This is a genomic window from Meiothermus sp. (assembly GCF_025056915.1).
Lineage (GTDB): Bacteria > Deinococcota > Deinococci > Deinococcales > Thermaceae > Meiothermus.
Genome location: NZ_JANWVH010000040.1, coordinates 1 through 25,747, shown reverse-complemented (window position 1 = coordinate 25,747; position 25,747 = coordinate 1). Strand labels below are relative to the sequence as shown.

General features: G+C 63.7%; 23 protein-coding genes and 1 pseudogene. 9 read left to right on the top strand and 15 right to left on the bottom strand.

From position 1 onward, the window contains the following. Positions 1–383: 383 nt before the first annotated feature. Entirely contained in the window at positions 384–1,046 is a 663-nt protein-coding gene (locus NZN28_RS08105; protein ID WP_295397069.1) for a PspA/IM30 family protein, read from the bottom strand. A gap of 248 nt (positions 1,047–1,294) precedes the next feature. Between NZN28_RS08105 and NZN28_RS08100 the strand changes: the two genes are divergently transcribed. Then, complete coding sequence (locus NZN28_RS08100) at positions 1,295–2,305, top strand: polyprenyl synthetase family protein (RefSeq protein ID WP_295397067.1); 1,011 nt, start codon at positions 1,295–1,297, stop codon at positions 2,303–2,305. Between the two features lie 310 nt (positions 2,306–2,615). Here the strand turns inward: NZN28_RS08100 and NZN28_RS08095 are convergent, their stop codons facing one another. From NZN28_RS08095 to NZN28_RS08070, 6 genes are all read right to left on the bottom strand, one after another. Further along, positions 2,616–3,485, bottom strand: coding sequence for a DMT family transporter (locus NZN28_RS08095; protein ID WP_295397065.1), 870 nt, complete (start codon positions 3,483–3,485; stop codon positions 2,616–2,618). 1 nt (position 3,486) lies between these two features. Next, the gene (locus NZN28_RS08090) at positions 3,487–3,813 is read right to left on the bottom strand and encodes an AzlD domain-containing protein (protein WP_295397063.1); all 327 of its coding nucleotides are present in this window, start codon (positions 3,811–3,813) and stop codon (positions 3,487–3,489) included. Continuing rightward, positions 3,806–4,519 (bottom strand): AzlC family ABC transporter permease, encoded by a 714-nt coding sequence (locus tag NZN28_RS08085; protein WP_295397061.1) that lies wholly within the window; start codon positions 4,517–4,519, stop codon positions 3,806–3,808. The genes NZN28_RS08090 and NZN28_RS08085 overlap by 8 nt, the downstream gene beginning before the upstream one ends. Beyond that, the gene (locus tag NZN28_RS08080; RefSeq protein ID WP_295397059.1) at positions 4,510–5,463 is read right to left on the bottom strand and encodes a threonine/serine dehydratase; all 954 of its coding nucleotides are present in this window, start codon (positions 5,461–5,463) and stop codon (positions 4,510–4,512) included. Before NZN28_RS08080 ends, NZN28_RS08085 begins: the two co-directional genes overlap by 10 nt. Positions 5,464–5,609: 146 nt before the next feature. Next, complete coding sequence (locus tag NZN28_RS08075; protein ID WP_295397057.1) at positions 5,610–6,614, bottom strand: 1-aminocyclopropane-1-carboxylate deaminase; 1,005 nt, start codon at positions 6,612–6,614, stop codon at positions 5,610–5,612. Then, entirely contained in the window at positions 6,611–7,258 is a 648-nt protein-coding gene (locus tag NZN28_RS08070) for a GntR family transcriptional regulator (protein ID WP_295397055.1), read from the bottom strand. The genes NZN28_RS08075 and NZN28_RS08070 overlap by 4 nt, the downstream gene beginning before the upstream one ends. Before the next feature lie 82 nt (positions 7,259–7,340). On the opposite strand from NZN28_RS08070, the gene NZN28_RS08065 reads away from it, so the two are divergent. Next, positions 7,341–9,008 (top strand): N-6 DNA methylase, encoded by a 1,668-nt coding sequence (locus NZN28_RS08065; RefSeq protein ID WP_295397054.1) that lies wholly within the window; start codon positions 7,341–7,343, stop codon positions 9,006–9,008. On the opposite strand, the gene NZN28_RS08060 is transcribed toward NZN28_RS08065, so the two are convergent. The 5 genes from NZN28_RS08060 to dnaA form a co-directional block, all read right to left on the bottom strand. Further along, a complete protein-coding gene (locus NZN28_RS08060; protein WP_295397052.1) occupies positions 8,994–10,067 on the bottom strand; it encodes a hypothetical protein in 1,074 nt (357 codons plus the stop codon). The genes NZN28_RS08065 and NZN28_RS08060 overlap by 15 nt on opposite strands. 125 nt (positions 10,068–10,192) lie before the next feature. Continuing rightward, on the bottom strand, positions 10,193–11,617 hold the full coding sequence (pyk, locus tag NZN28_RS08055; protein WP_295397050.1) for a pyruvate kinase: 1,425 nt from the start codon (positions 11,615–11,617) through the stop codon (positions 10,193–10,195). 65 nt (positions 11,618–11,682) lie between these two features. After that, complete coding sequence (gene eno / locus NZN28_RS08050; protein ID WP_295397048.1) at positions 11,683–12,957, bottom strand: phosphopyruvate hydratase; 1,275 nt, start codon at positions 12,955–12,957, stop codon at positions 11,683–11,685. 168 nt (positions 12,958–13,125) lie between these two features. Beyond that, entirely contained in the window at positions 13,126–14,223 is a 1,098-nt protein-coding gene (gene dnaN, locus NZN28_RS08045) for a DNA polymerase III subunit beta (RefSeq protein ID WP_295397046.1), read from the bottom strand. A 644-nt stretch (positions 14,224–14,867) separates the two neighbouring features. Then, entirely contained in the window at positions 14,868–16,187 is a 1,320-nt protein-coding gene (gene dnaA / locus NZN28_RS08040) for a chromosomal replication initiator protein DnaA (protein WP_295397045.1), read from the bottom strand. A 235-nt stretch (positions 16,188–16,422) separates the two neighbouring features. On the opposite strand from dnaA, the pseudogene mnmG reads away from it, so the two are divergent. The 5 genes and pseudogenes from mnmG to NZN28_RS08015 form a co-directional block, all read left to right on the top strand. Further along, positions 16,423–18,228 (top strand): annotated as a pseudogene (mnmG, locus tag NZN28_RS08035) (tRNA uridine-5-carboxymethylaminomethyl(34) synthesis enzyme MnmG); the annotation flags it as partial. 104 nt (positions 18,229–18,332) lie between these two features. After that, the gene (locus NZN28_RS08030; protein WP_295397043.1) at positions 18,333–18,674 is read left to right on the top strand and encodes a hypothetical protein; all 342 of its coding nucleotides are present in this window, start codon (positions 18,333–18,335) and stop codon (positions 18,672–18,674) included. After that, a complete protein-coding gene (gene rsmG / locus NZN28_RS08025) occupies positions 18,664–19,401 on the top strand; it encodes a 16S rRNA (guanine(527)-N(7))-methyltransferase RsmG (RefSeq protein ID WP_295397041.1) in 738 nt (245 codons plus the stop codon). The genes NZN28_RS08030 and rsmG overlap by 11 nt, the downstream gene beginning before the upstream one ends. Continuing rightward, on the top strand, positions 19,395–20,159 hold the full coding sequence (locus tag NZN28_RS08020; RefSeq protein ID WP_295397071.1) for a ParA family protein: 765 nt from the start codon (positions 19,395–19,397) through the stop codon (positions 20,157–20,159). The genes rsmG and NZN28_RS08020 overlap by 7 nt, the downstream gene beginning before the upstream one ends. Further along, positions 20,143–20,961 (top strand): ParB/RepB/Spo0J family partition protein, encoded by an 819-nt coding sequence (locus NZN28_RS08015; RefSeq protein ID WP_295397039.1) that lies wholly within the window; start codon positions 20,143–20,145, stop codon positions 20,959–20,961. The genes NZN28_RS08020 and NZN28_RS08015 overlap by 17 nt, the downstream gene beginning before the upstream one ends. Before the next feature lie 75 nt (positions 20,962–21,036). Here the strand turns inward: NZN28_RS08015 and NZN28_RS08010 are convergent, their stop codons facing one another. From NZN28_RS08010 to NZN28_RS08000, 3 genes are all read right to left on the bottom strand, one after another. Continuing rightward, positions 21,037–23,076: a ComEC/Rec2 family competence protein gene (locus tag NZN28_RS08010; protein ID WP_295397038.1), complete on the bottom strand. Its 2,040-nt coding sequence runs from the start codon at positions 23,074–23,076 to the stop codon at positions 21,037–21,039. Continuing rightward, positions 23,073–23,438: a ComEA family DNA-binding protein gene (locus tag NZN28_RS08005; RefSeq protein ID WP_295397036.1), complete on the bottom strand. Its 366-nt coding sequence runs from the start codon at positions 23,436–23,438 to the stop codon at positions 23,073–23,075. The genes NZN28_RS08010 and NZN28_RS08005 overlap by 4 nt, the downstream gene beginning before the upstream one ends. Positions 23,439–23,685: 247 nt before the next feature. Continuing rightward, positions 23,686–24,543 (bottom strand): hypothetical protein, encoded by an 858-nt coding sequence (locus tag NZN28_RS08000; RefSeq protein WP_295397034.1) that lies wholly within the window; start codon positions 24,541–24,543, stop codon positions 23,686–23,688. A 141-nt stretch (positions 24,544–24,684) separates the two neighbouring features. Here NZN28_RS08000 and NZN28_RS07995 point away from each other — a divergent pair, with 141 nt between their 5' ends. Together NZN28_RS07995 and NZN28_RS07990 are read left to right on the top strand one after the other, a co-directional pair. Next, positions 24,685–25,362: a glycerophosphodiester phosphodiesterase gene (locus NZN28_RS07995; RefSeq protein WP_295397032.1), complete on the top strand. Its 678-nt coding sequence runs from the start codon at positions 24,685–24,687 to the stop codon at positions 25,360–25,362. A 41-nt stretch (positions 25,363–25,403) separates the two neighbouring features. Continuing rightward, positions 25,404–25,598: a hypothetical protein gene (locus tag NZN28_RS07990; RefSeq protein WP_295397030.1), complete on the top strand. Its 195-nt coding sequence runs from the start codon at positions 25,404–25,406 to the stop codon at positions 25,596–25,598. Positions 25,599–25,747 lie beyond the last annotated feature (149 nt).

The following is a 25,747-nucleotide window of genomic DNA, read 5'->3' as shown; positions in this document are numbered from 1 at the left end:
TGAGGCACGTCTCTTTGTCCTTTCTCGCCTTCGTGGGCAGCCACGTCTGGGAAGGGCCCGATAAGGCTCCACATATCACATGCTGCCGTGTGGAATGCTTTGGTAATGGAAAGGCTGAAATCCTTTGTGGCTGGGGGTTTCTCCATCCAGGCCCTGGGCCTCGGCGAACCTCCGGAACCCAGGTAGAAGGTGATCCAAACGGCCCAACGCAAATCTGTAGCATGGTGGGGTCGTGTTCGACAACCATTTTTCCGACAGGGTTCTCTACAAGGACATTCAAATACCCCCCTACCTGATTCCACATGGTAGGGGGTGAGTTGCAAGCCAAGGCTGGATTGCTTGACAACGCAGATGAGACGGTACCAGCCTTGAAGAGGGCAGGGCTAGGCCATGCCCAGCTCGCGCTTGAGGCGGGCCAGGTCGTCCTCGATTTCCTTGCTGCTGCCCAGGCTCTCGAGTTCCTTCTCGATGTTGTTCTTGTCCATCTCCGAAAGGGCTGCGTGCTTGTCTTCCATGGCCTCGATGCGGCGTTCCATATCCTCGAAGGCCTCGACGGCGCTGTGGGTGTCCACCTTGGACTCAAACCGGCGCACCGTCTCGGCGGCCTCCACACCCTTCTTGCGGGCAATCAACAGGGCTTTCTTGGCCTCGGACTCCTGGATTTTGCCTTCCAGGGCCTTGAGCTGGGTGGTCAGTTGGTTGACCAGGGCTTGCTGCTGGGCCACCTGCTGGGCGAAGCCGTCGGAAAGCGCCTGGGCCTGCTGCTTACGCTTGAGGGCTTCGCGGGCCAGGTCTTCGCGTTCGCCTCTCAGGGCTTCGGCGGCTTTTTGTTCCCAGGCCCGCACCTGTTCGGCGTAGTTTTGCTGGTCGCGCTCGAGCTTCTTCAGCTCGGCCATGGCCTCGGCCACTTCCATCCGAGCGTCCCGCAGCGTTGCCCGCATGTCTTCCAGGGCCTGCTCGATAATCTTTTCGGGGTCTTCGGCCCGCTTGATGAGGTCGTTGAGGTTGGCCCGGATCAGGCGGGAAAGGCGGTCAAGAATACCCATGTTTGAGCCTCCTGTGGAACTTCAGTGTAGCGCACCCAGAGGGCGCTCACAACCGCTGACAATCACCGAATGTTCGCTGGCTATGCTCACCCTTAGCGCAGGCCCAACTGCCTTTGCAAGAAAACATGATACATACTGGCGCAGATAATGTAAAGCATGCGTAGCAGGTAGACCGGGGTAGAGCGCCCAGGTTTGCCTTTCACCCCGTGCTCTTTGCCCCGGCCCTGCGCCCGACGTAGTATCTACCCATGACCGCTGCCCTCTCCCCTGCTCAGGTACGCGCGGCTATTCAGCAATACCTTCTGGATGCGCTGCCCCGGCCCGAGGCAGCCCGGCGGCCCGAGCTGGCTGAGTATGCCCGGCTGCTGCGCGACTACCCCGAGCGCGGCGGGAAGATGCTGCGTGGGATGCTCCTGGTGTATACCGGCCTGGCCTACGGGGCCGAGTTCAAACAGCTCCTGCCCATAGCGGCGGCCCTCGAGCTCTTCCAGAACTGGGCCCTGATCCACGACGACATCGAAGACGCCTCCGACGAGCGGCGCGGAAAGCCCGCCCTGCACAAACTGGTGGGCATGCCGCTGGCCCTGAACGCCGGCGATGCCCTGCACGCCAGGCAGTGGGCCCTGTTGATCGAGGCCGGGGTCTCGAGGGCCGCGTTGCTGGAGTTTGTGCGGCTGGTGGAGCTCACGGCCCAGGGGCAGCACCTCGAGATGACCTGGATGGAGGGCCAGCGCTTTGACCTGGAGGAAGCCGACTACCTGGAGATGGTGGGGCAAAAAGCCGCCTACTACACCGCCGTGGCGCCGCTGCGGCTGGGGGTGCTGGCAGCGGGCCTGGAGCCTCCGGCGGTGCTGGAAGAAGCCGGGATGAAGCTCGGGATTGGCTTTCAGATTATGGACGATGTGCTCAATCTGGTGGGCGACCCCGCCAAATACGGCAAGGAAATCGCCGGGGATTTGTGGGAGGGCAAGCGCACCTTAATCCTGCTCCATTTCCTGCAAAACGCCAGTGTAGACGAGCGCACTCGGGCCGAGCGCTTGCTTTGCACTCCCCGAGAGCAAAAGCCTGCCGCCGAGGTGGACTGGCTCCACCAACGCCTGTTGCAGTCGGGGGCAGTGGCCCATGCCCAGCAGGTTGCCGAGGGCATGCTGAACGAGGGGCTCTTGCTGCTGGAGCCGGTGCTGCTTCAGGCCCCCCGAAGAGACCTGGGCGCGGTGGTGCTCGAGGTGCTGCAAAGCCTGGTGCGGCGCGAAGCGTAGGAACAGAGCAGCAGGTCTTTGAAACCTCCTCCTGCCGCCCATCCCCGATATAGCCTTGAACCAAAACCGGAATTGCCTGAGCCTGGACGCGCTCTGTCCCTCCCCTACCTCGTAGGGGAGGCCCGGTGGGGCGGCTTCTGGCCCTTCATGCCATGGTGTGAATTGTGGGCCTTGGCATAAACCCTCCCCAACCCTCCCTACGCGGTAGGGAGGGGGTTTAGGGCTATCGCTCTTTGGAATCTTGGGGCGTGTATGGGTATTTTTGCGACGGCGTGGTTACCACAAAAATGCCCTTTTTGCACCCGCTCGCTCAGCGCCGCACCACCATCGCCACCCCCACCGCCGCCAGCCCCATGCCCAGCAAGGCCCACCCCCCCAGCCGCTCGCCAAACAAAACGTAGGCTTCCAGCGCGGTGGCAGGCGGCACCAGGTAGAACAGGCTGGCCACCGTGCTGGCCGAGTTGTGGCGGATCAGGTACATCAGGAGCAAAATAGCCCCAATCGAGAGCACCAGCACCAGCCAGGTCATGGCCAGCACAGACTGTGGTGTCCACTGAATCTGCATGGTCTCACGGAACAGCAGGGCCAGCACAAAAAGCCCTGCCGAGGCCGCAATGTACTGCACCAACGTGCCGCCCACCAGGGGCATCTGCACCGCAAAGCGCTTCTGGTACAGGGTGCCCAGGGTGGTGCAAAGCAAGGCCAGCACAATGGCCACAAAAGCCGAGGGCTCGATGTGCAGCAGGCGGGCCGAGAGGGCCTTCTCGCCCACCACCAGCCCCACCCCCCCAAAGCCCAGCAACAGCCCGGCCCACTGCACCCCGCGCACCCGCTCGCGCAGCAAAAGCTGGGCCAGGATGGCGGTCAGGATGGGTTGCAAGCCCACAAAGAGCGCCGCGAGGCCCGCCGGGAGGCCCCTCGAGATGGCGTAGAACACCCCGCCCAGGTAGCCCGCATGCAGCAAGAGCCCCGAGACCCCGATATGCAGGTTCAGGGCCCAACCACGGGGCCAGGGGGCGCGCAGCCAGGCCGCCAGGCCTGCCAGCAGCCCCACCACAATGACCATACGCACCCACAAAAAAGTAAAGGGCTCCGCGTAGGGCAGGCCCAGCTTGGCCCCCACAAAACCGGTGCTCCACAAGAGCACAAACAGGATGGGGGCCAGGGTCGCAAGCCGCAATCTAAACCCCCATCCACTTCAGCAGCCACAAAGCCCCCATCCCCACCCAAAGCGTGAGCAGGATATTCCGGAAACGCCAGGCCACCAAGGCCGCAATAATTCCCGCCAGCAAGCGCTCGTTGTCCAGCCCGATGGCCCACTGCCCGCCGGGGGCCAGCAGGGCCGGAAACACCAGCCCGGCCAGGGTGGCGGCGGGCACGTAGCGCAGCGCCTGTTGCAGGCTGGGGGGCAGGCTGAAGCGCTCCAGCATCACCAGCGGCCCGTAGCGCAGCGCAAAGGCAATCAGGGTCATGCCCAGCAGGGTGATCCAGAGCTCGAGGTCACCCATCCTGGCCCCCGCCTTTCTGCCGGTTTTCCCACCACACCCCGGCCCAGATGCCCGCTACGGCCCCCACAAAGAGCCCCGAGCGGTAGGGCAGGCCGATCAGGGCCGTAGACACCAGCCCCCCCACCAGGGCGGCCACCAGGCTGGGGCGGTTTTGCACCGCCGGCACCAGCAGGAGCAGAAAACACAGCGGCACCGCAAAGTCCAGCGCCCAGGCCTCGGGCAGCCGCGCCCCCAGCAGCGCCCCCAGGTAGGTAGCCACCACCCAGCCCAGCCACAGCACCGCGCCAATCCCCAGGTAAAACCAGGGCGTCAGGCGCGGGCCCAGCACCCCATACTGGTTGAGCGCCAGGGCGAAGTTCTGATCCACCATCAAGAAAGCGGCCAGCCATTTCATCCGCCCGGATAAGGCTTCCAGAGGCCGGGCCAGGGCGCTGCTGTACATCAGGTAGCGCAGGTTCACCACCAGGGTGGCCAGCCACACCAGGAAGACCGAGGCCCCCGCTCCCATCAGCTGCAGGGCCACGAGCTGCGCCGCCCCGGCGTAGACCAGCCCCGACATCAGGGTGACCTCCACCGCGCTCAGGCCGGCCTTGATGCCGGCAATGCCGGTGACCAGGCCGAAGGGCACGATGCCCACCAGAATGGGCAGCGAGGCCAGCATGCCCCGCCCAAAGGCCGCCTGGGGTGAAGAAGGGGTTACAGCCATGCCTTCATCTGCTCCTCGGTCAGGTTGCCGCCGCAGAGTACCGTGGCCACCCGCTTGTGGGCAAAGAGTGCGGGATACTGCCAGATGGCCGCCAGCCCCACCGCCCCGGCGGGCTCGAGCACCAGCCCCAGGTGCCGGTGGGCCAGGCGCATGGCCTCGAGCATGGCCGCATCCTCCACCAGCAGCACCTCGTCCACCTGGCCCTGCAGGTCCTGCACGGCCTCGGGAATGGGCACGCGCACCCCAATTCCGTCGGCAATGGTGTTCACACGGGGGTGCTCCACGATGGTGCGCAAGCGCCAGGACTGCTCCATGGCAGGCGCACCCTGGGCCGCCGCCCCCATCACCTGCACGCGGGGGTTCTGGGCCTTGAGGTAGCGGGCCATCCCCCCCAGCAAGGCCCCGTTGCCCAGCGGAACCACCACCACCTCCAGGGGTCTGGGGTCGGCCAGGAGTTCAACCGCAATGGAACCCGCCCCCTCGGAGATTTCAGCTTCCTGGCCGTCCTCCACCATCCACGCGCCCGTCGCCTGGCAGTAGCGCTTGGCCTCGAGCTTGGCGGCATCGAAGTCCTCGCCCCAAAGCCGCACCTCGGCTCCGAGGTCGCGCATCCGCGCCACCTTGAGGGGGTTGGCGTGAACCGAGGCATAGACCAGCAGGGGCAGCCCATGCTTGCGGCAGGAGTAGGCCATGGCCTGCCCGAAGTTGCCCGCGCTGGCGCAGACCATAGGGCGCACCTGGCCCCGCTTCAGGGTTTTTTGCACCAGGTAGTCGGCCCCGCGCCCTTTGAAGCTGCGGATGGGGTTCAGCGTCTCGACCTTGACCAGGAGCTCGCAGCCCAGCTGCCTGCCAAGCGGCTCGCTTACGAACTGGGGGGAGTGCAGGAAGACCGGATCCACAATGCGGCTGGCCTCCAGGATGTGCTCGAGTCTCAAACGATGCATGGTGCTTTCCGTGTGGCACCCGAAAAGGGCGTGGGGGTGGTTGGATTGGGCCAGGATTCGCTGTTTCCAGGTGGCACAACACCCTTTTGAGCGTGCTTTACCGCTTCACCCGTCGGCTTATCGCAGCTTACGGAGTGTTGATGGTTTCAGGCAAATAGTCCGGCGTAGCCGTTGAGCGCCGGGGCCCCGCCCAGGTGAACATAGAGCACTTTGGAGCCTTTGGGAATGGCGCCGCTCTGGGCCATATCGATGAGTGCGTGCATGGACTTGCCCTCGTAGACCACATCGGTAATCATGCCCTCTAAGCGCGCACACAGCCGGATGGCCTCGAGGGTGGCCGGGCTGGGCAAGCCGTACTCGGGGCCGCCGTAGGCGGTTTCCAGGATTACGTCTTGAGGCCCAATCTCGCGGCCCAGCTCCACCGCCTCGGCGGTAAAGCGGGCAATCTTGAGAATCTGGTCAAAGGTTTCCTGGGGCTTGGCGCTGGCATCCACCCCCACCACTCGGCGGGGCCTTTCCTGGGCGGCAAACCCCACCACCATACCGGCCTGGGTGCTGCCGGTGACCGAGCAAACCATCACGTGGTCGAAAAAGATACCCAGCTCCCGCTCCTGCTGGGCTACCTCCTGGGCAAAGCGCACAAAACCCAGGCCGCCCAGGGGGTGGTCGGAGGCCCCAGCAGGAATGGCATAGGGCTTGCCGCCCCGGGCCCGCACCGCCTCCAAAGCCTCCTGCCAACTCTGGCGAATCCCGATGCTGAAGCCCGCCGGGTTAAGCTCCACGGTGGCCCCCAGGATGCGTGAGAGCAGGATGTTGCCCACCTTGTCGTAGACGCTGTCATACCAGTTGACCCAGTGTTCCTGCACCAGATGGGCCTTGAGGCCTAGGTGGGCAGCCACCGCAGCCACCTGGCGGGTGTGGTTGGACTGCACCCCGCCGATGGAGACCAGGGTGTCGCACCCCTGGGCCAGCGCCTCGGGAATCAGGTACTCGAGCTTGCGCACCTTGTTACCACCATAGGCCAGCCCGCTGTTGCAGTCCTCGCGCTTGGCCCAGACCTCCACCCCCAGATATGCGGATAGCCGCTTGAGGGGGTGCAACGGCGAGGGGCCAAAGGTCAGGGGGTAGCGGGGAAACTTTTCCAGGTTCATAAGGGCTCCTTTCGGCTCCAGTTCTGCTTCAGAATCCGCTGGGCGGCAGCCAGGTCGCGGCGGGATAGGGCCTCGATGAGCTGCTGGTGCTGCCGGGGTGAGTCGCGCCCCAGCGCGGCGTGGCCAAAGAAGAGCTGCTCGAGGCGGCGGTACTTGTGCTTGAGCGAGCGCAAGATGCCTATCAGCTCGGGGTTCTCCGAGCGTTCGACCAGCACCCCGTGAAAGGCGATGTCCATCTCGGCGGCCAGGGCCGCATCGCCCCCGGCAATGGCCTGGGCAAAGCGCCGGTTGTAGCGTTGCAGGGCCTTCAGGTCGGCCTCCCGCAGGCGCGGCAGGGCCAGCTCCAGCGCCAGCTGCTCCAGCGCCAGGATGATGGGGTAAATCTGCCGGGTCTCGTCCAGCTCAACGGGCCTCACCCGCGTCCAGCGGTTTTTGGCCGTTTCGACCAGGCCCTCGTCCTCCAGGCGGCGCAGGGCCTCCCGCACGGGGGTGCGGCTCACCCCCAGCCGCAAGGCCAGCTCCTGGTCGCGCAGTTGTTCGCCCGGCTCGAGCACCCCCGTGACAATCCAGTCGCGCAGCCGTTCGTAGACGCTCTCACGCAGGATGGGGCGCTCGAGGGTGGCGGTGCTGGGGGGAATCGGCATACAGTGGAATGTAATATATCACAGCAGGGTGTTTTTCCACCATCCCGGGGGGGTTCGGGCCCCATCGGTTAGCATGGAAGCGATGCTCGCGGGTCTTCTGCCGCAAAACCCTACCGGCCCCTCGGCCAAGGCGCTGGGGGCCTACTACACCGATACCGCCGTGGCCCGGTTCCTGGTGCGCTGGGCCCTGCGCTCCCCCCACGAGACCCTCGCCGACCCGGCCTTTGGCGGCGGGGTTTTTCTGGCTGCGGCCAGCGAGCGACTGCGGCAGCTGGGCGGCCAGGCGAGAGGGCAGATTTTCGGCGTGGAACTCGACGAAGCGGTTCACCGGCAAACCGCCCGGGCCCTGGAAGCCCATTTCGCCATCCCTCCGGCCCAGCTTTATTGCGGAGATTTTTTCGACCTGCGCCCCTGCGAGAGGCCCGTGGATGCGATGGTCGGCAACCCCCCCTTCATCCGTTACCAGCGTTTTGGCGGGGCCGGGCGCGAAAAAGCCCTCCGGCGGGCCCTCGAGCAGGGCCTGCGGCTCAACCAGCGGGCCGGTTCGTGGGCGGCCTTCGCGGTGCATGCGGCGGCCTTTCTGCGGTCCGGCGGGCGGCTGGGCCTGGTGCTGCCCGCCGAGCTGGGCCATGCTGCCTACGCCCGGCCCGTGCTGGAGTACCTGGTTCGGTCGTTCGAGCAGGTTTTGCTCATCACCTTCCGCGAGCGGCTCTTCCCCCACCTGAGCCAGGACACCCTGCTCCTGCTGGCGGAGGGTCGGGGGGCCGGTTCCGGGGCTTTCTCGCTCCTGGATTTGCAGAGTGCCGACGAGCTGGAAAAGATCTCCCTGCCCCACCCCCAGGCCGAGCGGCTGGAGGCGGCCCCCCTCCTTCAGGGCCGAACCCACCTGCCCCTCTACTGGCTGCCCCCCCCCACCCGCGCCCTCTACCAGGCCCTGGCCGAAAACCCCCAGACCTTCCGCCTGGGCCAGGTGGCCGAGGTGGGCATCGGTTATGTAACCGGCCACAACGAGTTTTTCCACCTGCATCCGGAGCAGGCCGCGCAGTGGGGCCTGCCCCCGGCCTTCCTCAAGCCTGCGGTGCGGCGCGGGCGGGCCCTAAGGGGTCTGCGCCTGACCGAGGCCAACTGGAGGGCCGCCGTGCAGGCGGGCGAGGCCGGGCTGCTCCTGCACATCCCCCCCGATGCCAGCCTGCCGTCCAGCGTACGGGCGTACCTCGAGCAGGGCCAGGCCCGAGGGGTACCCCAGGCCTACAAGTGCCGGGTGCGCCAGCCCTGGTACAGCGTGCCCCAGGTTCACCGGCCCGATGGCTTCCTGAGCTACATGAGCGGCCAGGCCCCCAGCCTGGTCGCCAACGAGGCCGGGGCCGTGGCCCCCAACAGCCTGCACACCGTGCGGCTCAAGACCGCCGAACTGAGCGCCAAAGCCCTGGCAGCCCTGTGGCAGACCTCGCTCACCCGCCTCAGCGCGGAGCTCGAGGGCCACGCGATGGGCGGGGGAATGCTCAAGCTGGAGCCAAAAGAGGCCGAGCGGGTGGTGCTGGCGCGGCTCACCGATACCCCAGGGCTCGAGGCCCTGGCCGACGAGCTGGATGCCCTGCTGAAACAAGGCCAGCACGAACCGGCCCAGGCGCTCGCCGACCGGGTGATCTTGCTCGAGGGCCTGGGTCTGAGCCCAGCCGAAGTGGCCCGCCTGTCTCGAGCGGGCCGGTACCTGAGGCTCCGCCGCCAGCGCAGGCTAGCGGGTTTCTAGCTTCACGCCCACGCTGGTCCGGGGTTTGAAACCCGGCAGGCTGGGGTGCAGAAAAGCCCCTGCCTCGGGATTGTTTTGCAGAAAACGCAAGAAGAAGGCGGCGGCAAAGTGCCGGGCCAGGTCGTGGGAACGCTCCAAGTCCCACACCGGCTCCCAGCAACGCCAGTAGTCCTCTTCCCTGCTTCGCACCTCGGGCGGGCACTCCACAAAGGGGTTGTGCTGGGCCGCCGCCAGGGTCAGCAGGTATTTTTCCGTCGAACCCGCCTTGCGGAAGTATTCCAGCCCGTCGCGCCGGTAGGTGGCCACATCGTCGGCCTCGCCCACCGCCACAAACAGGGGCAGCTTGAAGTTTGCCAGCGAGCGGGCTCCAATCCAGGGCTGGCCGTAGGGGGCCATGGCAAACACCGCTTTGATGCGCGGGTCGGGCCTGGCCACATTCAGGCCACGCTGGGCCTCCAGCTGGGCAAAAAACGGCAGGGCAAAACAGGGCCCCTCGTTGTGGCTGCGGCAGTATTCCCTCAAGGCGTTGCCATCGAGCCCTGCCCCGGCGGCGTTGAACACCGAGTATCCGCCGTAGCTGTACCCCAGCAGGCCCACGTTGCTGGCATCTGCACCGGGTAGCTGCCTGGCGATCTCGGCGATGGCAAACAGGATGTCCAGCGGCCTGTCCACAATGCTGGTGAGGTAGTTCTGCTGGGTGAGGGTCTGGTAGGTGGAGCCGGGATGCTCGAGGGCGGCCACCACAAAGCCCCGGCTGGCCAGGTGTTCATTCAGATAGGCAAACTGGAAACGGGTACCGGGCTGCCCGTGCGAGGCCACAATCAACGGAAACCGACCGCTCGCAGGGGCCGCGTCACGGTTGGCGCGCCCGGCGATTCGAACCGGGGTCTGCCCGATCACGCTCTCGTACAGGAGGCTTTGCTGGGTTCCGGTGGTGGGATACCAGACCTCGGCGGTGATTCCCCGGTTGGTCCGGCTGGCATCGGCCAGTTGCAGGGTTCTGACCCCGACCACCCAGGCGCCTCGAGCCGCCAGCGGCGGCGCATCCGGACGCTTCATGTTTCCTCCCTGGGCCAACACCCCCCCCACAACCAGGATCATCAGCAGGACAATGGGCCCCCAACGCAGGAAAGGTTTTGGGCTTGCCAGCCGGGGGCCTTCGCGGTGGATCTTCAGCCAGCGCTTCAACTTACCCGCTCCACCCGGATCATGTTGGTGGTGCCGCGCACCCCAAAAGGTACCCCGGCGGCAATCACCACATACTCCCCCACCTCGGCCAGGCCGGTCTCCTTGGCCTTGGCGACCGCTATCTCCACCATGTCGTCGGTGTCCTTGGGGTCGGGGGCCAGCAGGGGCAGCACGTCTGAGACCAGGGCCAGCTGGTTGCGCACGTGGGGGTTGGGGGTCAGGGCCAGGATGGGTACGGGCGGGCGGGTGCGGGCCACCCGACGGGCAGCGCCCCCGGTGGCGGTGAAGACCACCACGGCTTTGGCCCCGGTAGACTCCACCACATCGTCCACCGCCCGGGCGATGGCGTCCTGCACCGTGCGGTTGGCCGGGGGGCGCAGGGCGTTGAGCCGGTCTTTGTACTCCTGGGTGGCCTCGATGGTCTTGGCCACCCGGCTCATGAACGAGACCGCTTCCACCGGATACTGCCCCGCGGCGGTCTCGGCGGAAAGCATGATGGCATCGGTGCCGTCGAAGATGGCGTTGGCCACATCCGAGGCTTCGGCCCGGGTGGGGCTGGGGTTTTTGATCATGGACTCCAGCATCTGGGTGGCGGTAATCACTGCCTTGCCGGCCTGTACGGCCTTGAGGATGATGCGCTTCTGCACCGCGGGCACCTCCTCCAAAGGCATCTCCACCCCTAAGTCGCCCCGGGCCACCATAATGCCATCGGCCTCTTCTAGGATCTCGTCGAAGCGGGCCACCGCGCTGGGCTTTTCGATCTTGGCCATCAGCCGGGCCCGGGAGTTGTGCCGGCTCAGGTAGTGCCGGGCTAGAAGCAGGTCGTCGCGGCTGCGCACGAAGCTGATGGCCACCCAGTCCACGTCCAGCTCGGCTCCCAGGGTAATGTCGTCAATGTCTTTATCGGTCAGGGCCGGAATCGAGAGGTCGGCCCCGGGGATGTTGATGCCCTTGTTGTTGGAGAGCCGCCCGCCAATCAGCACCGTGGTGTGGATATCGTTGAGGCGAACCTCCTCCACCCGCAGGCGGATGTTCCCGTCATCCAGCAGCAGCACCTGCCCCGGCTCCACGTCGTTGGGCAGGCCCCGGTAGGTGGTCGAGACCCGGCTCTCGTCGCCCTCAACGGGTTCGGCGGTGATGGTGAACCTCTGCCCGGCCTGAAGCTCCACCGCGCCCTCGCGAAAACGCCCGCAGCGAATCTTGGGGCCTTGCAGGTCTTGCAGGATGGCCACAGTGCGATTCAGGGCGCTCGAGGCCTCGCGGATCATCTGCACCGATTGCCGGTGGTCATCGGGCATCCCGTGGGAGAAATTGAGGCGGAACACATCCACCCCGGCTTCGATCAGGGCCCGAATCATCTCGGGGGAGCGGGAGGCAGGCCCCAGGGTGGCGACGATTTTGGTTCGTTTTGGAAGTCCCATAGTCTCGTCAGGTCGCACGTCGCAGGTCTAAGGCCGTTGGCCATTCGAACCCGTGAGCTGCGGCATCATTTTTTGAAGGCCCCAAAGCCCAGGAAGCGGGCTCCCGCGCCCAGTTCCTCCTCGATGCGGAGGAGCTGGTTGTACTTGGCCAGGCGATCCGAACGGCTGGCCGAGCCGGTCTTGATCTGGCCAGCGTTGACCGCCACCGCAATATCGGCGATGGTGTGGTCTTCGGTCTCGCCCGAGCGGTGGGAGAGGATGGTGGTGTAGCCGCTGCGGTGGGCCAGCCGGATGGCCTCGAGGGTCTCGCTCAGGGTGCCGATCTGGTTGACCTTGACCAGGATGGAGTTGCCCACCCCCATCTCGATGCCCCGCCGAAGGATGGCCGGATTGGTCACGAAGAGGTCGTCCCCCACCAGCTGAATCCGGTGGCCGAGCCGCTCGGTAAGGAGTTTCCAGGTCTCCCAGTCGTCCTCGGCCAGCCCATCCTCGATGGAAACGATGGGGTACTGGTTGACCCAGTTTTCCCAGTAGGCCACCATCTCCGGGCCTGAGAGCGACTTGCCATCGGCCTCGAGCACATACTGGCCGTCCCGATAGAACTCCGAGCTGGCCGGGTCGAGGGCCAGGGCGATGTCCTGACCGGGTTTGTAGCCGGCCTTCTCGATGGCCGTGAGGAGCACCTCCACCGCCTCCACGTTCGATTTGAGGTCGGGGGCAAAGCCGCCCTCGTCCCCCACGTTGGTGTTGTAGCCCTTGGCCTTCAAGACCGCTTTGAGGGCATGGAAGGTCTCCACCCCCGCTCGAAGGGCCTCGCTGAAGGAGGGCAGGCCACCGGGCACCAGCATGAACTCCTGGAAGTCCACGTTGTTGTCGGCGTGCTTGCCCCCGTTGATCACGTTCATCAGGGGCACCGGCAGGGTCACGCCTTGCACCCCGCCCAGGTAGCGGTACAGCGGCAGGCCCAGCCCGTCAGCGGCGGCATGGGCCGTGGCCAGCGAGACTGCCAGAATGGCGTTGGCCCCCAGGTTGCCCTTATTATCAGTGCCATCGAGTTCCAGCAGGGTCTTGTCGACCGCCTCCTGGTTGAGCGCATCCAGCCCGATCACCTCGTCGGCTATGCGTTCGTTGACCGCCGCCACCGCCCGCAATACCCCTTTGCCGCCAAAACGGGGTCCGCCATCGCGGAGTTCCACCGCTTCGTGGGCGCCCGTTGAAGCCCCCGAGGGCACCATGGCCCGCCCACGGGCTCCCGACTCGAGCACCACCTCGGCCTCAACGGTGGGATTGCCGCGTGAGTCGAGTACTTCCCGTCCTTTGACTTCGATAATTGTGGTCATGGAAAAGGCCTCCTTGCTGGAAACGCTTCTATTTCCGCACAAGCCGGTTAAGAGTCTACACCCCAAGGTCAGGGTTCAACCAGGCGGCAGTTTGGGAGGTTGGGGTTGCAAGCCCCACCTAGAGCGGATCGAACGGTGCTTTCGGCTCCCAACCGCACCATGTTGGCCTCAAACCCGCAGGGGCACCACCACCGCCAGGTAGCCGGCATCCTCGACGGCCTGCACCACGCTGGGGCTGGTCGGGCCAGACAGCTTGATGCGCACCGCTCCCTCAATAGGAGCCAGGGCATCGATCAGGTACTGGGCGTTGTAGGCCACCATCAGCTGGGACTCACCCGAGGAATCGATGGTAAGCTCTTCCCTGCCCCGCCCATAATCGCCCTCGGCGTCAATATCCAGCCTGCCGTCGTTGAACAGGAGGTTGACCCGGTGGTTGTTGCGATCCGAGAGCACCGCCACCCGCTTGAGGCTTTCGCGCAGGGCCTCGGCGGCCACGGTGGCTTCCAGAACAAAGCTTTGCGGAATGACCCGGGCATAGTCGGGAAACTCCCCCTCCATCAGCTTGACCGACATGCGCACTGCCTCTCCCACCAAAGTCAGGGTGCCCTCACCCACCGCAAAGGCCACCTCGCCTGGGGCATCCTTGAAGACCCGCACGATCTCGTCAGCGCTCTTGGCCGGGATCACCAGTTTGCGGGTCTGGAGCTGCATGGGGAGGTCGTAGCGGGCCAGCCGGAAGCCATCCGAGGCGACCGCACGCAGGCTGGTGGGGGACATCTCGAGCTGCACCCCCCGGAAAATAGCCCGGTATTCCTCGGTGCTGGCCGCATAGCGGACGCGGGTGATGGCCTGGGCCAGGCGCGAGGCGGCAATCTTCTCAGAGCTCGGCGCTGTAAAGACCAGCTCGGGGTAGCCATCGGGGCTGGTGGTGGAAAGCTGGGTGTTGAAAGCCCCCGAATGCAGCTCCAGCCGTTCCCCTGAGCGCTCTCCCACTCCAAAAATCAGCTCCACCAGCTCGCCCGGCGCACTGCGTACAATCTGTGCAAAGGTCTGGGCCGGCACTAGTACCTGGCCCGAGCCCTGGGTTTCCGCGGGGAGCTTGACCTCGAGGTCAACCTCCCCATTGGTGCCCCGTAAAACCAGGCCCTGCTCGGATAATTCAATGGGTAAGTAGGTCAGGATGGGGTTCGAGCTACGGGCGGGAATGATCCGCTCGAGGATGGAGAGTCCTTCGGCAAGGGTACGTTTGGGGATGCGAACTTCCACGCTGGCCTCCGTATAGGGCAGTTGGCCGGGGTTTTGGCCCCGGTGAGCCTAAACATTCTAACAGCCAATCCAGTTTGCCGAAATCGGGCCGGTGCTGGCAGATTCATTGACCATTGCCAGAAGCGCTGAAGTGCGATGGAGGCCCAGCGTCCAACAGGTTTCATTTTGCTGGGCCAGAGTCTTGTTTTTTGGGGGTTGTTTGGGTGGAATCTAAAGCTCGCTTGAACAGGCCCTGGAATTTAAGTTCCTACTTCTCTTAAAAAATTTTAAGAATTAGTAACAGTAGTAGTAGGGGCTGTGGAAATGTGGATAAGGCCCCAAAAACCTGCATGGATATCGAATTTGGCCTGTGGATAAAGGGGCCGGAAAATTGTGCATAAACTGTGGATAAGCTGTGGATGAAGGGAGCACTTATCCACAGGCCTGTCATGGACGTATTTATCCACAGCCCTATCCACAGGGTTATCCACACCTTATCCACAGGGTTATCCACAGGGCCAATTAATTTATCCACAGTACGGAGCCGCTCAATTATGTTACCCAATTACCAACGAAGGGCAATTGCAGACAGGGTTCTTGAAGATGCTTGGGGCTACCCGGCGGAAACACGGGCGGTTGAATTATCCACAAAAGGGGTTCAGGGATCAGCGCAGCCGCTCCTTGATGCCTTTGAGGGCCTGCTGCAATGTGGTGTCGCTGTCTAGGCTCTCCTGGATTTTTTGAATGGCGTAGAGAACCGTGGTGTGGTCGCGCCCATCGAAGAACTGGCCGATCTCCGGCAAAGAAGCATGGGTCATCTCGCGGATCAGGTACATGGCCACCTGGCGGGGAATGACCACCTCCTTGCGGCGGCCTGCGCCGCGAATCTCCTCGAGCCGGAGGTTGTAGAACTCTGCCACGGCCTTGACAATTTCCTCGGGGGTCAGATGGGCCTCGGTGGCCGCGAACACGTCGGAAAGGGCCTTGACGGCAACGGCTTTGCTCAGCTGAACGCCGTTTAGGGAGGCGTACGCAATCACCCGCATTAAAGCCCCTTCTAGTTCGCGGATGTTCGAGGTGATCTGCCGGGCTATGTACTCCAGCACCTCCTCGGGGATGCGCATGTTGCGGTACTCGGAGTTCATCTTGAGGATGGCCACCCGGGTCTCGAGGTCGGGGGGCTGGATATCGGTAATCAAACCCCACTCGAAGCGGCTGCGCAAACGGGCCTCGAGGGTGAGGATGTCCTTGGGGGGCCGGTCGGAGGACAGGATGATCTGCTTGCGGGCTTCGTAAAGGGCGTTGAAGGTGTGGAAGAACTCCTCCTGGGTGCGCTCCTTTCCGGCGATGAACTGGATATCGTCCACCAGCAGCAGATCCACCGAGCGGTAGCGGTCGCGGAACTCGGTCATGCGGTCTTCCCGGATGGCGTTGATGAGTTCGTTGGTGAAGGTCTCGGTGGAGACATACTCGATTTTTTTATCCGGAAAGCGCTGGGCCACCGAGTGCCCTACCGCGTGCATCAGGTGGGTTTTGCCCAGCCCCACCCCGCCGTAGATGAACAGGGGGTTGTACGCATTACCGGGGGATTCGGCGACCGCAACGGCTGCGGCGTGGGCCAGGTTGTTGTTCTGCCCCACCACGAAGTTCTCGAAGATGTATTTGGGGTTCAGCCTAGAGCGCGGCTCCTGGGGTTTGGGTGGGTTTGATGCTGAGAAAATATCGTCCTGAACAGGTTTACCGGGAACCACCTTGAGTTCGAAGCGGGGGGTTTGGGCCCCCAGGCGGGTCAGGGCTTCGGTGAGCAGTTCGGCGTAATGATCCTCAATCCAGCCTTTGAAAAAGCTGGTCGGAACGCCGAGCTCGAGGGAACCGTTCACCACCCCCAGGGGCTGAATTTTCTCGAACCAGGTGTGATACTCCACCTCGGTGATGCTTTGGCGCACGTACTCGAGGACGTTTTGCCAGACAGTATTTTGGGTCAAGGCCAATCCTCCTACCAATAAACAAGTTCGTACATTTTACCGAGTTATCCACAGGTGGGAAATGCCCTGTGGATAGTCGTGTTCAGGTGAATAAAAACACCGCCTTGAGCTTCAAAAAACACTGCCAGACGGCTAATTTTGCAAAGTGGGCTGGCCGATCCGCCTTGGATCGCTCACCGGAGGCGCCGACATCTTTAAGGCCATGCTCTGCTAGAATGCAAGGTCAGGAGTTGAGCGGATGAAGGTTTTTGACGTGGTGGTGGTGGGGGGTGGACATGCCGGCATCGAAGCCGCCTGGGCTGCGGCTAGACTGGGGGCCAGGGTGGGTCTGGTCACCACCAACCCCGAGCGCATTGGGCTGATGCCCTGCAATCCGGCGGTGGGCGGGCCGGGCAAGAGCCAGCTGGTAGCGGAAATCGAGGCCCTGGGCGGCCTGATGGGCCGGCTGGCCGACGCAACCGCCATTCACACCCGCGTGCTGAACCGCTCAAAGGGCCCCGCCGTGCAAAGCCTGCGGGTGCAGGTAGACCGGGATGGTTATGCCCTGGAAGCCCAGCGCGTGCTGCTGGCCCATCCCCACGTGGAAAGCGTGCGGGCCGAGGTGGCGGCGCTGTGGCTGGAGGGGGGCAGGCTGTGCGGGGTTCAAACCGTGGATGGACGAAAAATAGGAGCGCTGGCGGTGGTGGTCGCCAGCGGCACTTTCTTGCAGGGGGTGGTCTGGTACGGGCGACAGTCCAGGGCGGCTGGGCGGCAAGGTGAGCCGCCGGCCCGCTTTCTCTCCCAGAGCTTGAGGGCCCTGGGACACCGCCTTCTGCGCTTCAAAACCGGCACCCCTCCCCGCATCCAGGCCGATTCGGTCAACTACGGGCAACTGGAGGTGGTGCCAGCCGACCATCCACCCGAGACGTTTTCCGGCGTGGTGGGCCCCTATGCAACGGCCCGGCCCACCTGGCAAACCCGCACCACCGAGGCCACCCACCGGCTCATCCAGGAAAACCTTCACCTCTCTCCCCTGTACGGAGGCGATATCGAAGGGGTGGGGCCGCGCTACTGCCCCTCCATTGAGGACAAGGTGGTGCGTTTTGCCGATAAGGACACGCACTTGCTCTTTGTGGAGCCCGATGGACTGCACACCACGGAGCTGTACCTACAGGGTTTCAGCTCTTCCCTCCCCCCGGAATTGCAGGTACGCATGGTGCAAACCCTGCCGGGGTTTGAAAAGGCAGTTATCCAGCGGTATGCCTATGCGGTGGAGTACGATGCGGTTGACCCCCTGGAGCTGACCCCAGGATTGCAGAGCCGGAAGTTGTCCGGCCTGTTCACCGCGGGGCAGCTCAACGGCACCTCGGGCTATGAAGAGGCGGCTGCCCAGGGGCTGCTGGCCGGTTTGAATGCGGCCCGATACGCGATGGGGCTTCCGGAAGTGTTTTTGCCTCGAGACTCGGGCTACATCGGGGTCATGATCGACGACCTGGTCCACCGGGGCGTGGACGAACCCTACCGCATGATGACCTCGAGGGTCGAGCTGCGCCTCCTGTGCCGGGCCGACAATGCCGACGAACGGCTGGTGCCCCTGGCCGCCGAATGGGGCCTGCGTTCCCAGCAGGATCTGGAGGCCGTAAAGCGCAAGTACGCTCGAGTCCAGCGTGAGCTGCTTCGCCTGCAAAAATGCCGGGTGGAGGGCGTGTCGGCCTGGCAGTACCTGCGCCGTCCGGAGGCTAGCTACGATGGGGTATTGCAGTGGGTTGGCCCGCCGGAGGAGCCCCTGGACAAGGCCGAGGCGTACCAGGTAGAGGTGCGGGCCAAGTATGCGGGCTACATCGAGCGTCAGGTCAAGCTCAGGGAAAAACTGAAGGAGCTTGAAGCCTACACCCTTCCCGCAACTTTGGAGTACCGCAGGGTTCCCAGCCTGTCCAAAGAAGCCGTGGAAAAGCTGAGCCGAATTCGGCCCCAGACGGTGGCCGAGGCCTCGAGGGTGCCGGGCATCCGCGACTCGGACTTAACCGCACTTTTGGTGTACCTGACGAAGATTCCAGCTTAAGGTTTCACGATAAACATTAGAGCACTAAGAGTCAGCACGGTATTTCGGTGCTATATTAAATGTTGTTTCACAATGAAGTTTTCCGTGAAACCTAGGAGGTGATTGTGCTAACCGATTTTGATAAAGGCGTACTGATTGGCTTGCTTATAGGAGAAGGACACTTTGGAGGCGATGGAAAACAGCCTCAGGTGACGATAAAAATGCATGTAAAACACAAACGCGTGTTTGAATGGTTGAAGGAAAAACTCCCCGAATCCAAACTCTACGGCCCGTATAACCACGATAACCGGCATTATTATCAGTGGATGATGCGAGGGGTGGCACTCCGAAGAGACCTTATTCCGTTGCTTGACTCTGTGCCCTGGTGGAGAATTGATGAGCATAGCTATGAGCGATATGTCAACATGAAGGAAAGGTATTTCCTGGGAATGGAGTATGCCGACTAGTGCCCTGAGTGAACAAGGTAAGAGCCTGCTGCTTAGAGCCGCACGAGAAATCGAAGTAGATCTCGAGCCCACCCTCCCCCGCTTCGAGCAGTTTTACCGGCGTCTGGTCGAAGCCAACGCTACGACCAACCTGACCGCCATTCGGGATGAGCGGGGCATCGTGCTCAAACACTTTGTGGACTCCTTGAGCTGCCTCAAAAGTGGCCGGCTGGAAGGTTCTTTAAGGGTGCTGGATCTGGGCACCGGGGCCGGCTTTCCGGGCCTGCCGCTCAAGTTGGTTCGACCCGAGCTGGAGCTGACCTTTCTGGACGCCACCCATAAGAAAATCGCCTTTATTGAAAGCATCTGCCGGGAGTTGAACCTGAGCGGAACCCAGTGCCTCTGGGGACGTGCCGAGACCCTGGGCCACGACCCCGCCCATCGAGAAGCCTATGACCGGGTGGTGAGTCGGGCAGTCAGCGCCCTTAACACCCTGAGCGAGCTTTGTCTGCCCCTGGTCAAGGTGGGTGGCTTCATGATTGCCCAGAAAGGCGCCGGCGTGGCGGAAGAACTCGAGCAAGCGCGCGCAGCCATCCACCAACTTGGCGGCGCGGTACGGGACGTGGTCGCTTTCAAGTTGCTCGGTCTGGAAGAGCCCAGAGCCCTGGTTGTTGTTGAGAAAACGCATCCCACCCCCGCCCGCTATCCCCGCAGGGCGGGGGTTCCGGCCAAAAATCCGTTATCCTAGTGCACAGGGTGAAGCGCATTGGCATCGTCAACCAAAAAGGGGGGGTCGGAAAGACCACCACTGCCGTCAACCTGGCGGCCTACCTGGCTAGAGCGGGTCAGCGAGTGTTGCTGGTTGACCTCGACCCGCAGGTCAACGCGACCTCCGGGGTAGGGCAGACTGCGCGGGAAGAGAATATCTACACGGTGCTGGTCGGCGCAGGAGAGGCCCAGCAGGCAGTGGTGAACATTGCGAAAGGGTTGGATTTGTTGCCCTCGAGCCCCGATCTGGTCGGGGCCGCCGCCGAACTCATCGAAAACCCCACCCGACTGGCCGAGGTGTTGCGTTCGCTCGAGGCCGCCTACGACCTGATCTTGCTGGATGCCCCGCCCAGCCTGGGGCCCATTACCCTTAACGTGCTGACGGCCTCAGAGGGCCTGATAGTGCCGGTACAGGCCGAATACTATGCCCTCGAGGGCATAGCCGGCTTGATGGAGACCATTGATCAGGTGCGCACCAGCCTCAACCCGTCGTTGCGGCTCCTGGGCGTGCTGATTACCATGTACGACCCTCGCACCTTGCTGTCGCAGCAGGTTGAAAGCAATATCCGAGTGAATTTGGGTGAAAAGGTCTTCTGGACGGTGATTCCGCGCAACGTCCGGCTGGCCGAGGCCCCCAGCCACGGCCAGGATATAGCCCAGTATGCGCCGACCAGCAGCGGCGCTCATGCCTACCGTCGGCTGGCCGAGGAGGTGATGCGCCGTGTCCAAGAAGCCTAGCGGTCTGGGCAAGGGGCTGGAAGCCCTGCTGCCCAAAACCCCCGCCTCCCTGACCAAACTGCCCCTGGCCCTGATCAAACCCAACCCCGGGCAGCCCCGCCGACTGTTTGACCCGGTTGCCCTGGAGGAACTGGCCGCCTCCATCAAGGAAAAAGGCCTGTTGCAACCCCTGCTGGTGCGCCCCAAGGGGGATATGTACGAGTTGGTGGCCGGCGAGCGGCGCTTCAAGGCCTCCCAGATGGCCGGGCTGCGCGAGGTGCCGGTGGTCATCAAGGACATTGGCGAACGCGAGGCCCTCGAGATTGCCCTGATCGAAAACCTTCAGCGCGAAGATCTGAACCCGCTGGAGGAGGCAGAGGGGTACAAAAAGCTAGTTGACATGGGCCTGACCCAGGAAGAGGTGGCCCGGGCGGTGGGTAAAGCGCGGGTGACGGTGACCAATGCCCTCCGCCTGCTGCAGCTAGGCCCCGAGATCATCAAGGCGCTGGAGGAGAATAAAATCAGCGCTGGCCACGCCAGAGCCCTGCTGATGCTGCCCGAGTCCAGGCGCAGCTGGGGTTTGTCCGAGATTCTCGCCAAGCAGCTCAGTGTCCGGGAGACCGAGAAACTCAAGGACAAAGCGGTTGCCCGAAACCCGCGCGCTCGGGGCGAGGAGCCCTATGCCGAGATTGCCCGTGACCTTTCACACCGCTTGGGCACCAGGGTGCGCTTTACCCAGCTCAAGCGGGGCAAAATTGAGATCAGTTACCATTCAGAAGAGGAGCTCAACGCCATCTTGCAGGCGCTGGGTTACGAGGCCTGAGCCGGCGTCCTGCTCTGAGCCGGGCCTCGAGGTGCGGGGTCTTTTCATCCCAGAGATTCAGCCAACTTAGCAAGATTATGGCAAGGTAATGCGTATTGCGCCCTCGAGGTCGGTGCGGCGAATGGCCACCCCGTGCCGCTGCAACCGCTCCAGTACGACCGGCGTGGGGTGACCGTAGGGGTTGCTGCCCACCCCGATCAGCGCAACCCTGGGCTGAAACCTTTGCAGCAAATGCTCGCCGGTGCTGGTGTCGGAGCCGTGGTGGCCTACTTTGAGAATGTCCACCTTTTCCGCCGGCCAAAGGGCCTCGGCGGATACCGGCGCATCGCCGGTGAACAGCGCTTTGCGCCCCCGGTACTCCAGCACAAACACCAGGCTGCGGTCGTTGTCCAGCGCTTCGCGGCCCTCAGGCCCCAGAAAGCGCAAACGGGCTCCTGCCAGTTCAAGCCGCGTACCGGCCCTGGCCTGTACGACCCGCACCTGGTAGCGACGGGCGGCCTGGTGCAGCGCATCGTCTAGCTCATCGCCCCGCACCCGGGGGCCGGTGACCAGGGTACCCACCGGAAAGTTCTGCATGACCTGCGGCAGGGCCTGGACGTGATCCCCGTCGGGATGGGTCGCAATCACCAGGTCCAGGTCGTCCACCCCCAGCGCCCGCAGTGCGCTCTCCAGGCGGGGATAGGCCCAGTCCCGGCCCCCGTCCACCAGAATCTCCACCCGGCCCGGAAGGCGCACCAGCGTGGCATCGCCCTGCCCCACGTCGAGCTGCCAGATTTCGGCCCGTTGCAAGCTATTCGGCAGCAGCGAAGCCAGGATTGGCGTCGCGGCCAACACCCCGGCCCGCCACCCGCCGATACGGCCATAAAGTGCGGCCAGCAAGGGCAGGATTGCCAGGAAATACAGGGCGAAGCCGGTTGCACCGATCTCGCCCCAGCGCAGTTGGGGCCCCTTGCTGAGCCACCCCACCAGCCCCAGCGTGAGCTGGCAGAGCCCCTCCACCGGCCCGGCCAAAACCCCGCCCAGCACCAGCTTCAAAAAGCCGAGCGGAACCAGCAGGTTCAGAATGGGCAGCACCAGCAGGTTGGAAATAGGGGAGAGCAGTGGGAGCTGGTGGAAATGGTGAAGCAGCAGGGGAAGGATAAAGAGCTGGGCCGCAAAGGTCACGCTGACCGAGGCCCAGAGCCAGTTCTGCCAGCCCTCGAGCCTTGGGAGGCGGGGCAGCACCAGGGCCATGCCCAGCACGGCCAGGTAGGAAAGCTGGGCCGAAAGGCTGAAGATGGCGTACGGCTCGAGCAGCAGGTGCACAAAAAGCGCCAGCGAGAGGGCTGGCAACACCGCGACCCTGCCCTTGCCCAAAAACAAGCCCAGCAGCACCAAACCCCCCATGATTACTGCCCGCACCAGCGAGGGCTGCGGCCCGACCAAAAGCAAGTACAGCAGCAGCAGGCCCAGGGCGGCCAGGTAGCGCCAGGGGCCCAGGGGGTAGAGCACCAGTACAAAAAAACCGGCCAGAATGGCCACATTAAGCCCGGAAAGGGCCAGCGCGTGGGCCAGCCCGGCCCTTTGGAACTCGCCGTAGGTCTCGCCCAACTCTCGCCGCTCGCCGAGGGTCATGGCTACCGCCAGCGCCGCCGCCGGGGGGGAGAGCCCGGCTACCAACTGCTGCCGAAACCACTGCCGCGCATCCGGGGCCAAGGGTTCAAAACGGACTACCTGCCGGGCCTGCAAGACTGCTCGCACGCCCAGACCCCGCAGCCAGGTCTCTTGGTCGAAACCGCCGGGGTTGCGCCGGCCCTGGGGCCTTAGCAGGTGGCCTTCCAGTACGTAGTAACCGTCTTGCAAACGGGGAAAATACCGCACGTACACCCGCCCCTGGGGGGTGTGCAAGAACCCTTCCCGCAAGGGGCCCTCCAGCCGCACCCACTGCCCGATTTGCGGGGCCCAGGGGTCTTGGGTCAGCCCCAGGTGGAGGGTCACCAACAGGTAGGCCAGTATGCCCGACCAGCGGGCGGCCTGCGGGAGCCAGAGGCCCGCCAGCAAGCCCACAAAGGCCAGGGGGGTGAGCTGGGTCAAAGCACCCACCAGCGCTCCCAGGCCCAGCGCGTAAGGAATCATGGGGTGACCAGCGGTCGCAAACGCTCCAGCAGCCTGGGGCCAATCCCCTTGACCCGGTCCAGATCCTCTATGGAACGATAAGGGCGGCCTTCAATAATGCGCTGGGCGAGGGCGGGCCCAATTCCGGGCAGGCTTTCAATCTCGGCCTGGCTGGCGGTGTTGAGATTAACCCTGGCCACCCCAGGCGTGATGGGGCCGGGTTGCAGTGCCGATGGGGTCGCACCCGGCTGGGCCAACAAGCCCTGGGCCGCAGGTTTGTTTACCTCGACCGGGGCGAATCGGACGGTCAGGTGGGGCCACAGGCTGGCGAATCCAAGGCCCAACACCACCGCAATATAAGCTGCACTCAGCCAGCGTTTCACCAAACCCCAGTGTAGCCCTCTTTGGAGTGGGAACAGGGTTATTTATGGCGGGCTGTGCCGGGTTCTGGCCTGTAATGCCGACTTTGCGTGAACACTTTCAAAAGCGTTGGGGCTGTGAGGCGGAGAGCTTAGGGTTGGGAGGGTGCAGGAGACCTACTACCCACTCCATGCCCAATACCATCCGCCCTCGCCTTATATATTCCTGAAAGTTGTCTGCACGCCTAAAGCTGGAATATAGGGCCAGTTCTTAGTACGGCTCGGACAGGCGCCACTGAATCAGCGAGAGCGACAGCCCGATGGCAATCACCCCCAGCGGAACCCAGATATCGCTGGTGGTTCCCATATTCACCACCAAATACCCTCCTGTGACCACTGCCGTAATAAGCGCGGATATCTTGAGCAGCGTCGAAATGATGCGCTGGGTTGAAGTGAGGGTTTTGGAGGGGGCAACCGGAGCCACCGCTTCAGCGGTAAAACCACCTGGCGAGGCGGGCGCCGAGGGCACAGGCGTGGGTAAGGGCTCGGCCACGGCAGGCGCAGGGCTGGGTTTGGGGGAGCCGTCATAGGCCCAGATGGAGTCGCTGGGTTCATCGGGCAGGGTTTTGGGGGGTTCGGCAATGCGAATCTGCGCTGGAGCTGGTCCAGCCTCTGCGGGAAGGGGCATTTCCGAGGGGGTGGGATGGGGGGGCTGGGCCGCAGGTGCGCTCGAGGAGGGGAGCGGCTCTTCAGATTTGGGGAGGGAAGAGGGGGTTGGTGCCGGCGCTTGCTCGGCGGTTTTGGGGGGTTCGATCACCTGGGTGGGCTCAGCTTTGGCCTTGAGCACGTGGCCTTTGAGCGACTCCAGGAAGAGTTTCAGCTCGTCTTTCTGGAAGGCCATCGGGGCAATTTCCATCATGGTGCCCCCTTCGCCGACCACGTCCACATTGCCTGTCTGTTTGTTGACACCAATGCGCTTGATATGCGAGAGCCGGGCCCTTTGCTGGGTATGGTCGTCCAGGTAAAACAGTTCTCGGCTGGTCAGTGCGAGAAGACCTCCGGGGCCTTCGAGCCGAGCAATAATTTCGGCCTGGGTCAGGTCTGCAAGGCGAGCCTCATATTTGCCCATGGTTATGAGTTTACAACATACCCACGATGGTTCGCTTGCATCCGTCACGTAAAATCGAGGGAAGGGCGGTATAGTCATGGCTCCCAGACATGAAAGATGCGCGAAAAAGGTGCAAAACCCTCCACAGCAAGGAGAAAACGAATGACATTTCCCAAGCCGCTTCTGCTGGGCCACCGCGGTTCTCCCCACCAGGCCCGGGAAAACACCCTCGAGTCCTTCCGGCTGGCCCTGGAGGCGGGCCTGGATGGCCTCGAGCTCGACCTGCACCGCACCCGCGATGGGGTGCTGGCGGTGCATCACGACTTTGAGCTGGAGGGGCAGCCGCTGGCAGAACTGGACTGGCCAATCTTGCAGCAGAAAGCGCCCTGGGTGCCCCGCCTCGAGCAGGTTTTCGAGCTGGCCGAGGACTTTCCCAAGGCCTGGCTCAACCTCGAGCTCAAGAGCCAGCCCGGCCCCTCGGATGGCCGCGAGGCCGCCCTGGCCCAGGCCCTTCTGGCCTGGCCCGGACGCACACGGGCCTGGGTCAGCAGCTTCGACCCCATCGCCCTGGTTCGCTTGCACCGGCTCGGGGCAGGGGTCCCGCTGGCCCTGCTCTACACCGAGCCCGAGATGGAAGACCTGCTGGCCTGTTTGCCGGTGCAGGGCGTGCACCCTTATTTCGAACTTCTGAACGAGGCCAGGGTGGTTGCGCTCAAGGCCCGGGGCCTTTTTGTGGCGACCTGGACGGTCAACCAGCGCGCCTTGGTGCAAGAGCTTTTGGCCTGGGGTGTGGACGGCATCATCGGCGACCTGCCCGCAGAACTCCTGGCCGGTCGCTAAATTTCACAGCCCGCCAGGGCATTCTGCGCTAGGCTTGAGCCATGCAAGGGATGCGCCTCAAACTCATTGCCGCCGCCGACCCGGACATGTTCCAGGAGCGGCTCAACCGCTTTGTCGAGAATTTGCCCGAAGATGCCCTGATTGTGGACATCAAGTTCTCCACCTCCAACGCCGGTACCCAGACCATGTACGCCGCGCTGGTGCAGTACAAGTCGGTGGAGGAGTGGGCCGAGTAGGCAAGCTCAGTTATCGCGCGCTTCACAGACGTGGCCGCCCACGAAAACGAGAAGGGACAAAGAGACGTGCCGCACCGAGGTGAGGCACGCTTGTCTGCGTTGCGTCTAGGCCGAGACGCATGTTTTCGAGTTTCCAGGCGGCCACTGTT

Excerpts from the sequence above, each read along its gene's own strand:
- NZN28_RS08105 (WP_295397069.1), bottom strand. The coding sequence starts at position 1,046 with ATGGGTATTCTTGACCGCCTTTCCCGCCTGATCCGGGCCAACCTCAAC.
- NZN28_RS08100 (WP_295397067.1), top strand. The coding sequence starts at position 1,295 with ATGACCGCTGCCCTCTCCCCTGCTCAGGTACGCGCGGCTATTCAGCAA.
- NZN28_RS08090 (WP_295397063.1), bottom strand. The coding sequence starts at position 3,813 with ATGGGTGACCTCGAGCTCTGGATCACCCTGCTGGGCATGACCCTGATT.
- NZN28_RS08085 (WP_295397061.1), bottom strand. The coding sequence starts at position 4,519 with ATGGCTGTAACCCCTTCTTCACCCCAGGCGGCCTTTGGGCGGGGCATG.
- NZN28_RS08080 (WP_295397059.1), bottom strand. The coding sequence starts at position 5,463 with ATGCATCGTTTGAGACTCGAGCACATCCTGGAGGCCAGCCGCATTGTG.
- NZN28_RS08075 (WP_295397057.1), bottom strand. The coding sequence starts at position 6,614 with ATGAACCTGGAAAAGTTTCCCCGCTACCCCCTGACCTTTGGCCCCTCG.
- NZN28_RS08070 (WP_295397055.1), bottom strand. The coding sequence starts at position 7,258 with ATGCCGATTCCCCCCAGCACCGCCACCCTCGAGCGCCCCATCCTGCGT.
- NZN28_RS08065 (WP_295397054.1), top strand. The coding sequence starts at position 7,341 with ATGCTCGCGGGTCTTCTGCCGCAAAACCCTACCGGCCCCTCGGCCAAG.
- NZN28_RS08060 (WP_295397052.1), bottom strand. The coding sequence starts at position 10,067 with ATGAAGCGTCCGGATGCGCCGCCGCTGGCGGCTCGAGGCGCCTGGGTG.
- pyk (WP_295397050.1), bottom strand. The coding sequence starts at position 11,617 with ATGGGACTTCCAAAACGAACCAAAATCGTCGCCACCCTGGGGCCTGCC.
- eno (WP_295397048.1), bottom strand. The coding sequence starts at position 12,957 with ATGACCACAATTATCGAAGTCAAAGGACGGGAAGTACTCGACTCACGC.
- rsmG (WP_295397041.1), top strand. The coding sequence starts at position 18,664 with ATGCCGACTAGTGCCCTGAGTGAACAAGGTAAGAGCCTGCTGCTTAGA.
- NZN28_RS08010 (WP_295397038.1), bottom strand. The coding sequence starts at position 23,076 with ATGATTCCTTACGCGCTGGGCCTGGGAGCGCTGGTGGGTGCTTTGACC.
- NZN28_RS08000 (WP_295397034.1), bottom strand. The coding sequence starts at position 24,543 with ATGGGCAAATATGAGGCTCGCCTTGCAGACCTGACCCAGGCCGAAATT.
- NZN28_RS07995 (WP_295397032.1), top strand. The coding sequence starts at position 24,685 with ATGACATTTCCCAAGCCGCTTCTGCTGGGCCACCGCGGTTCTCCCCAC.
- NZN28_RS07990 (WP_295397030.1), top strand. The coding sequence starts at position 25,404 with ATGCAAGGGATGCGCCTCAAACTCATTGCCGCCGCCGACCCGGACATG.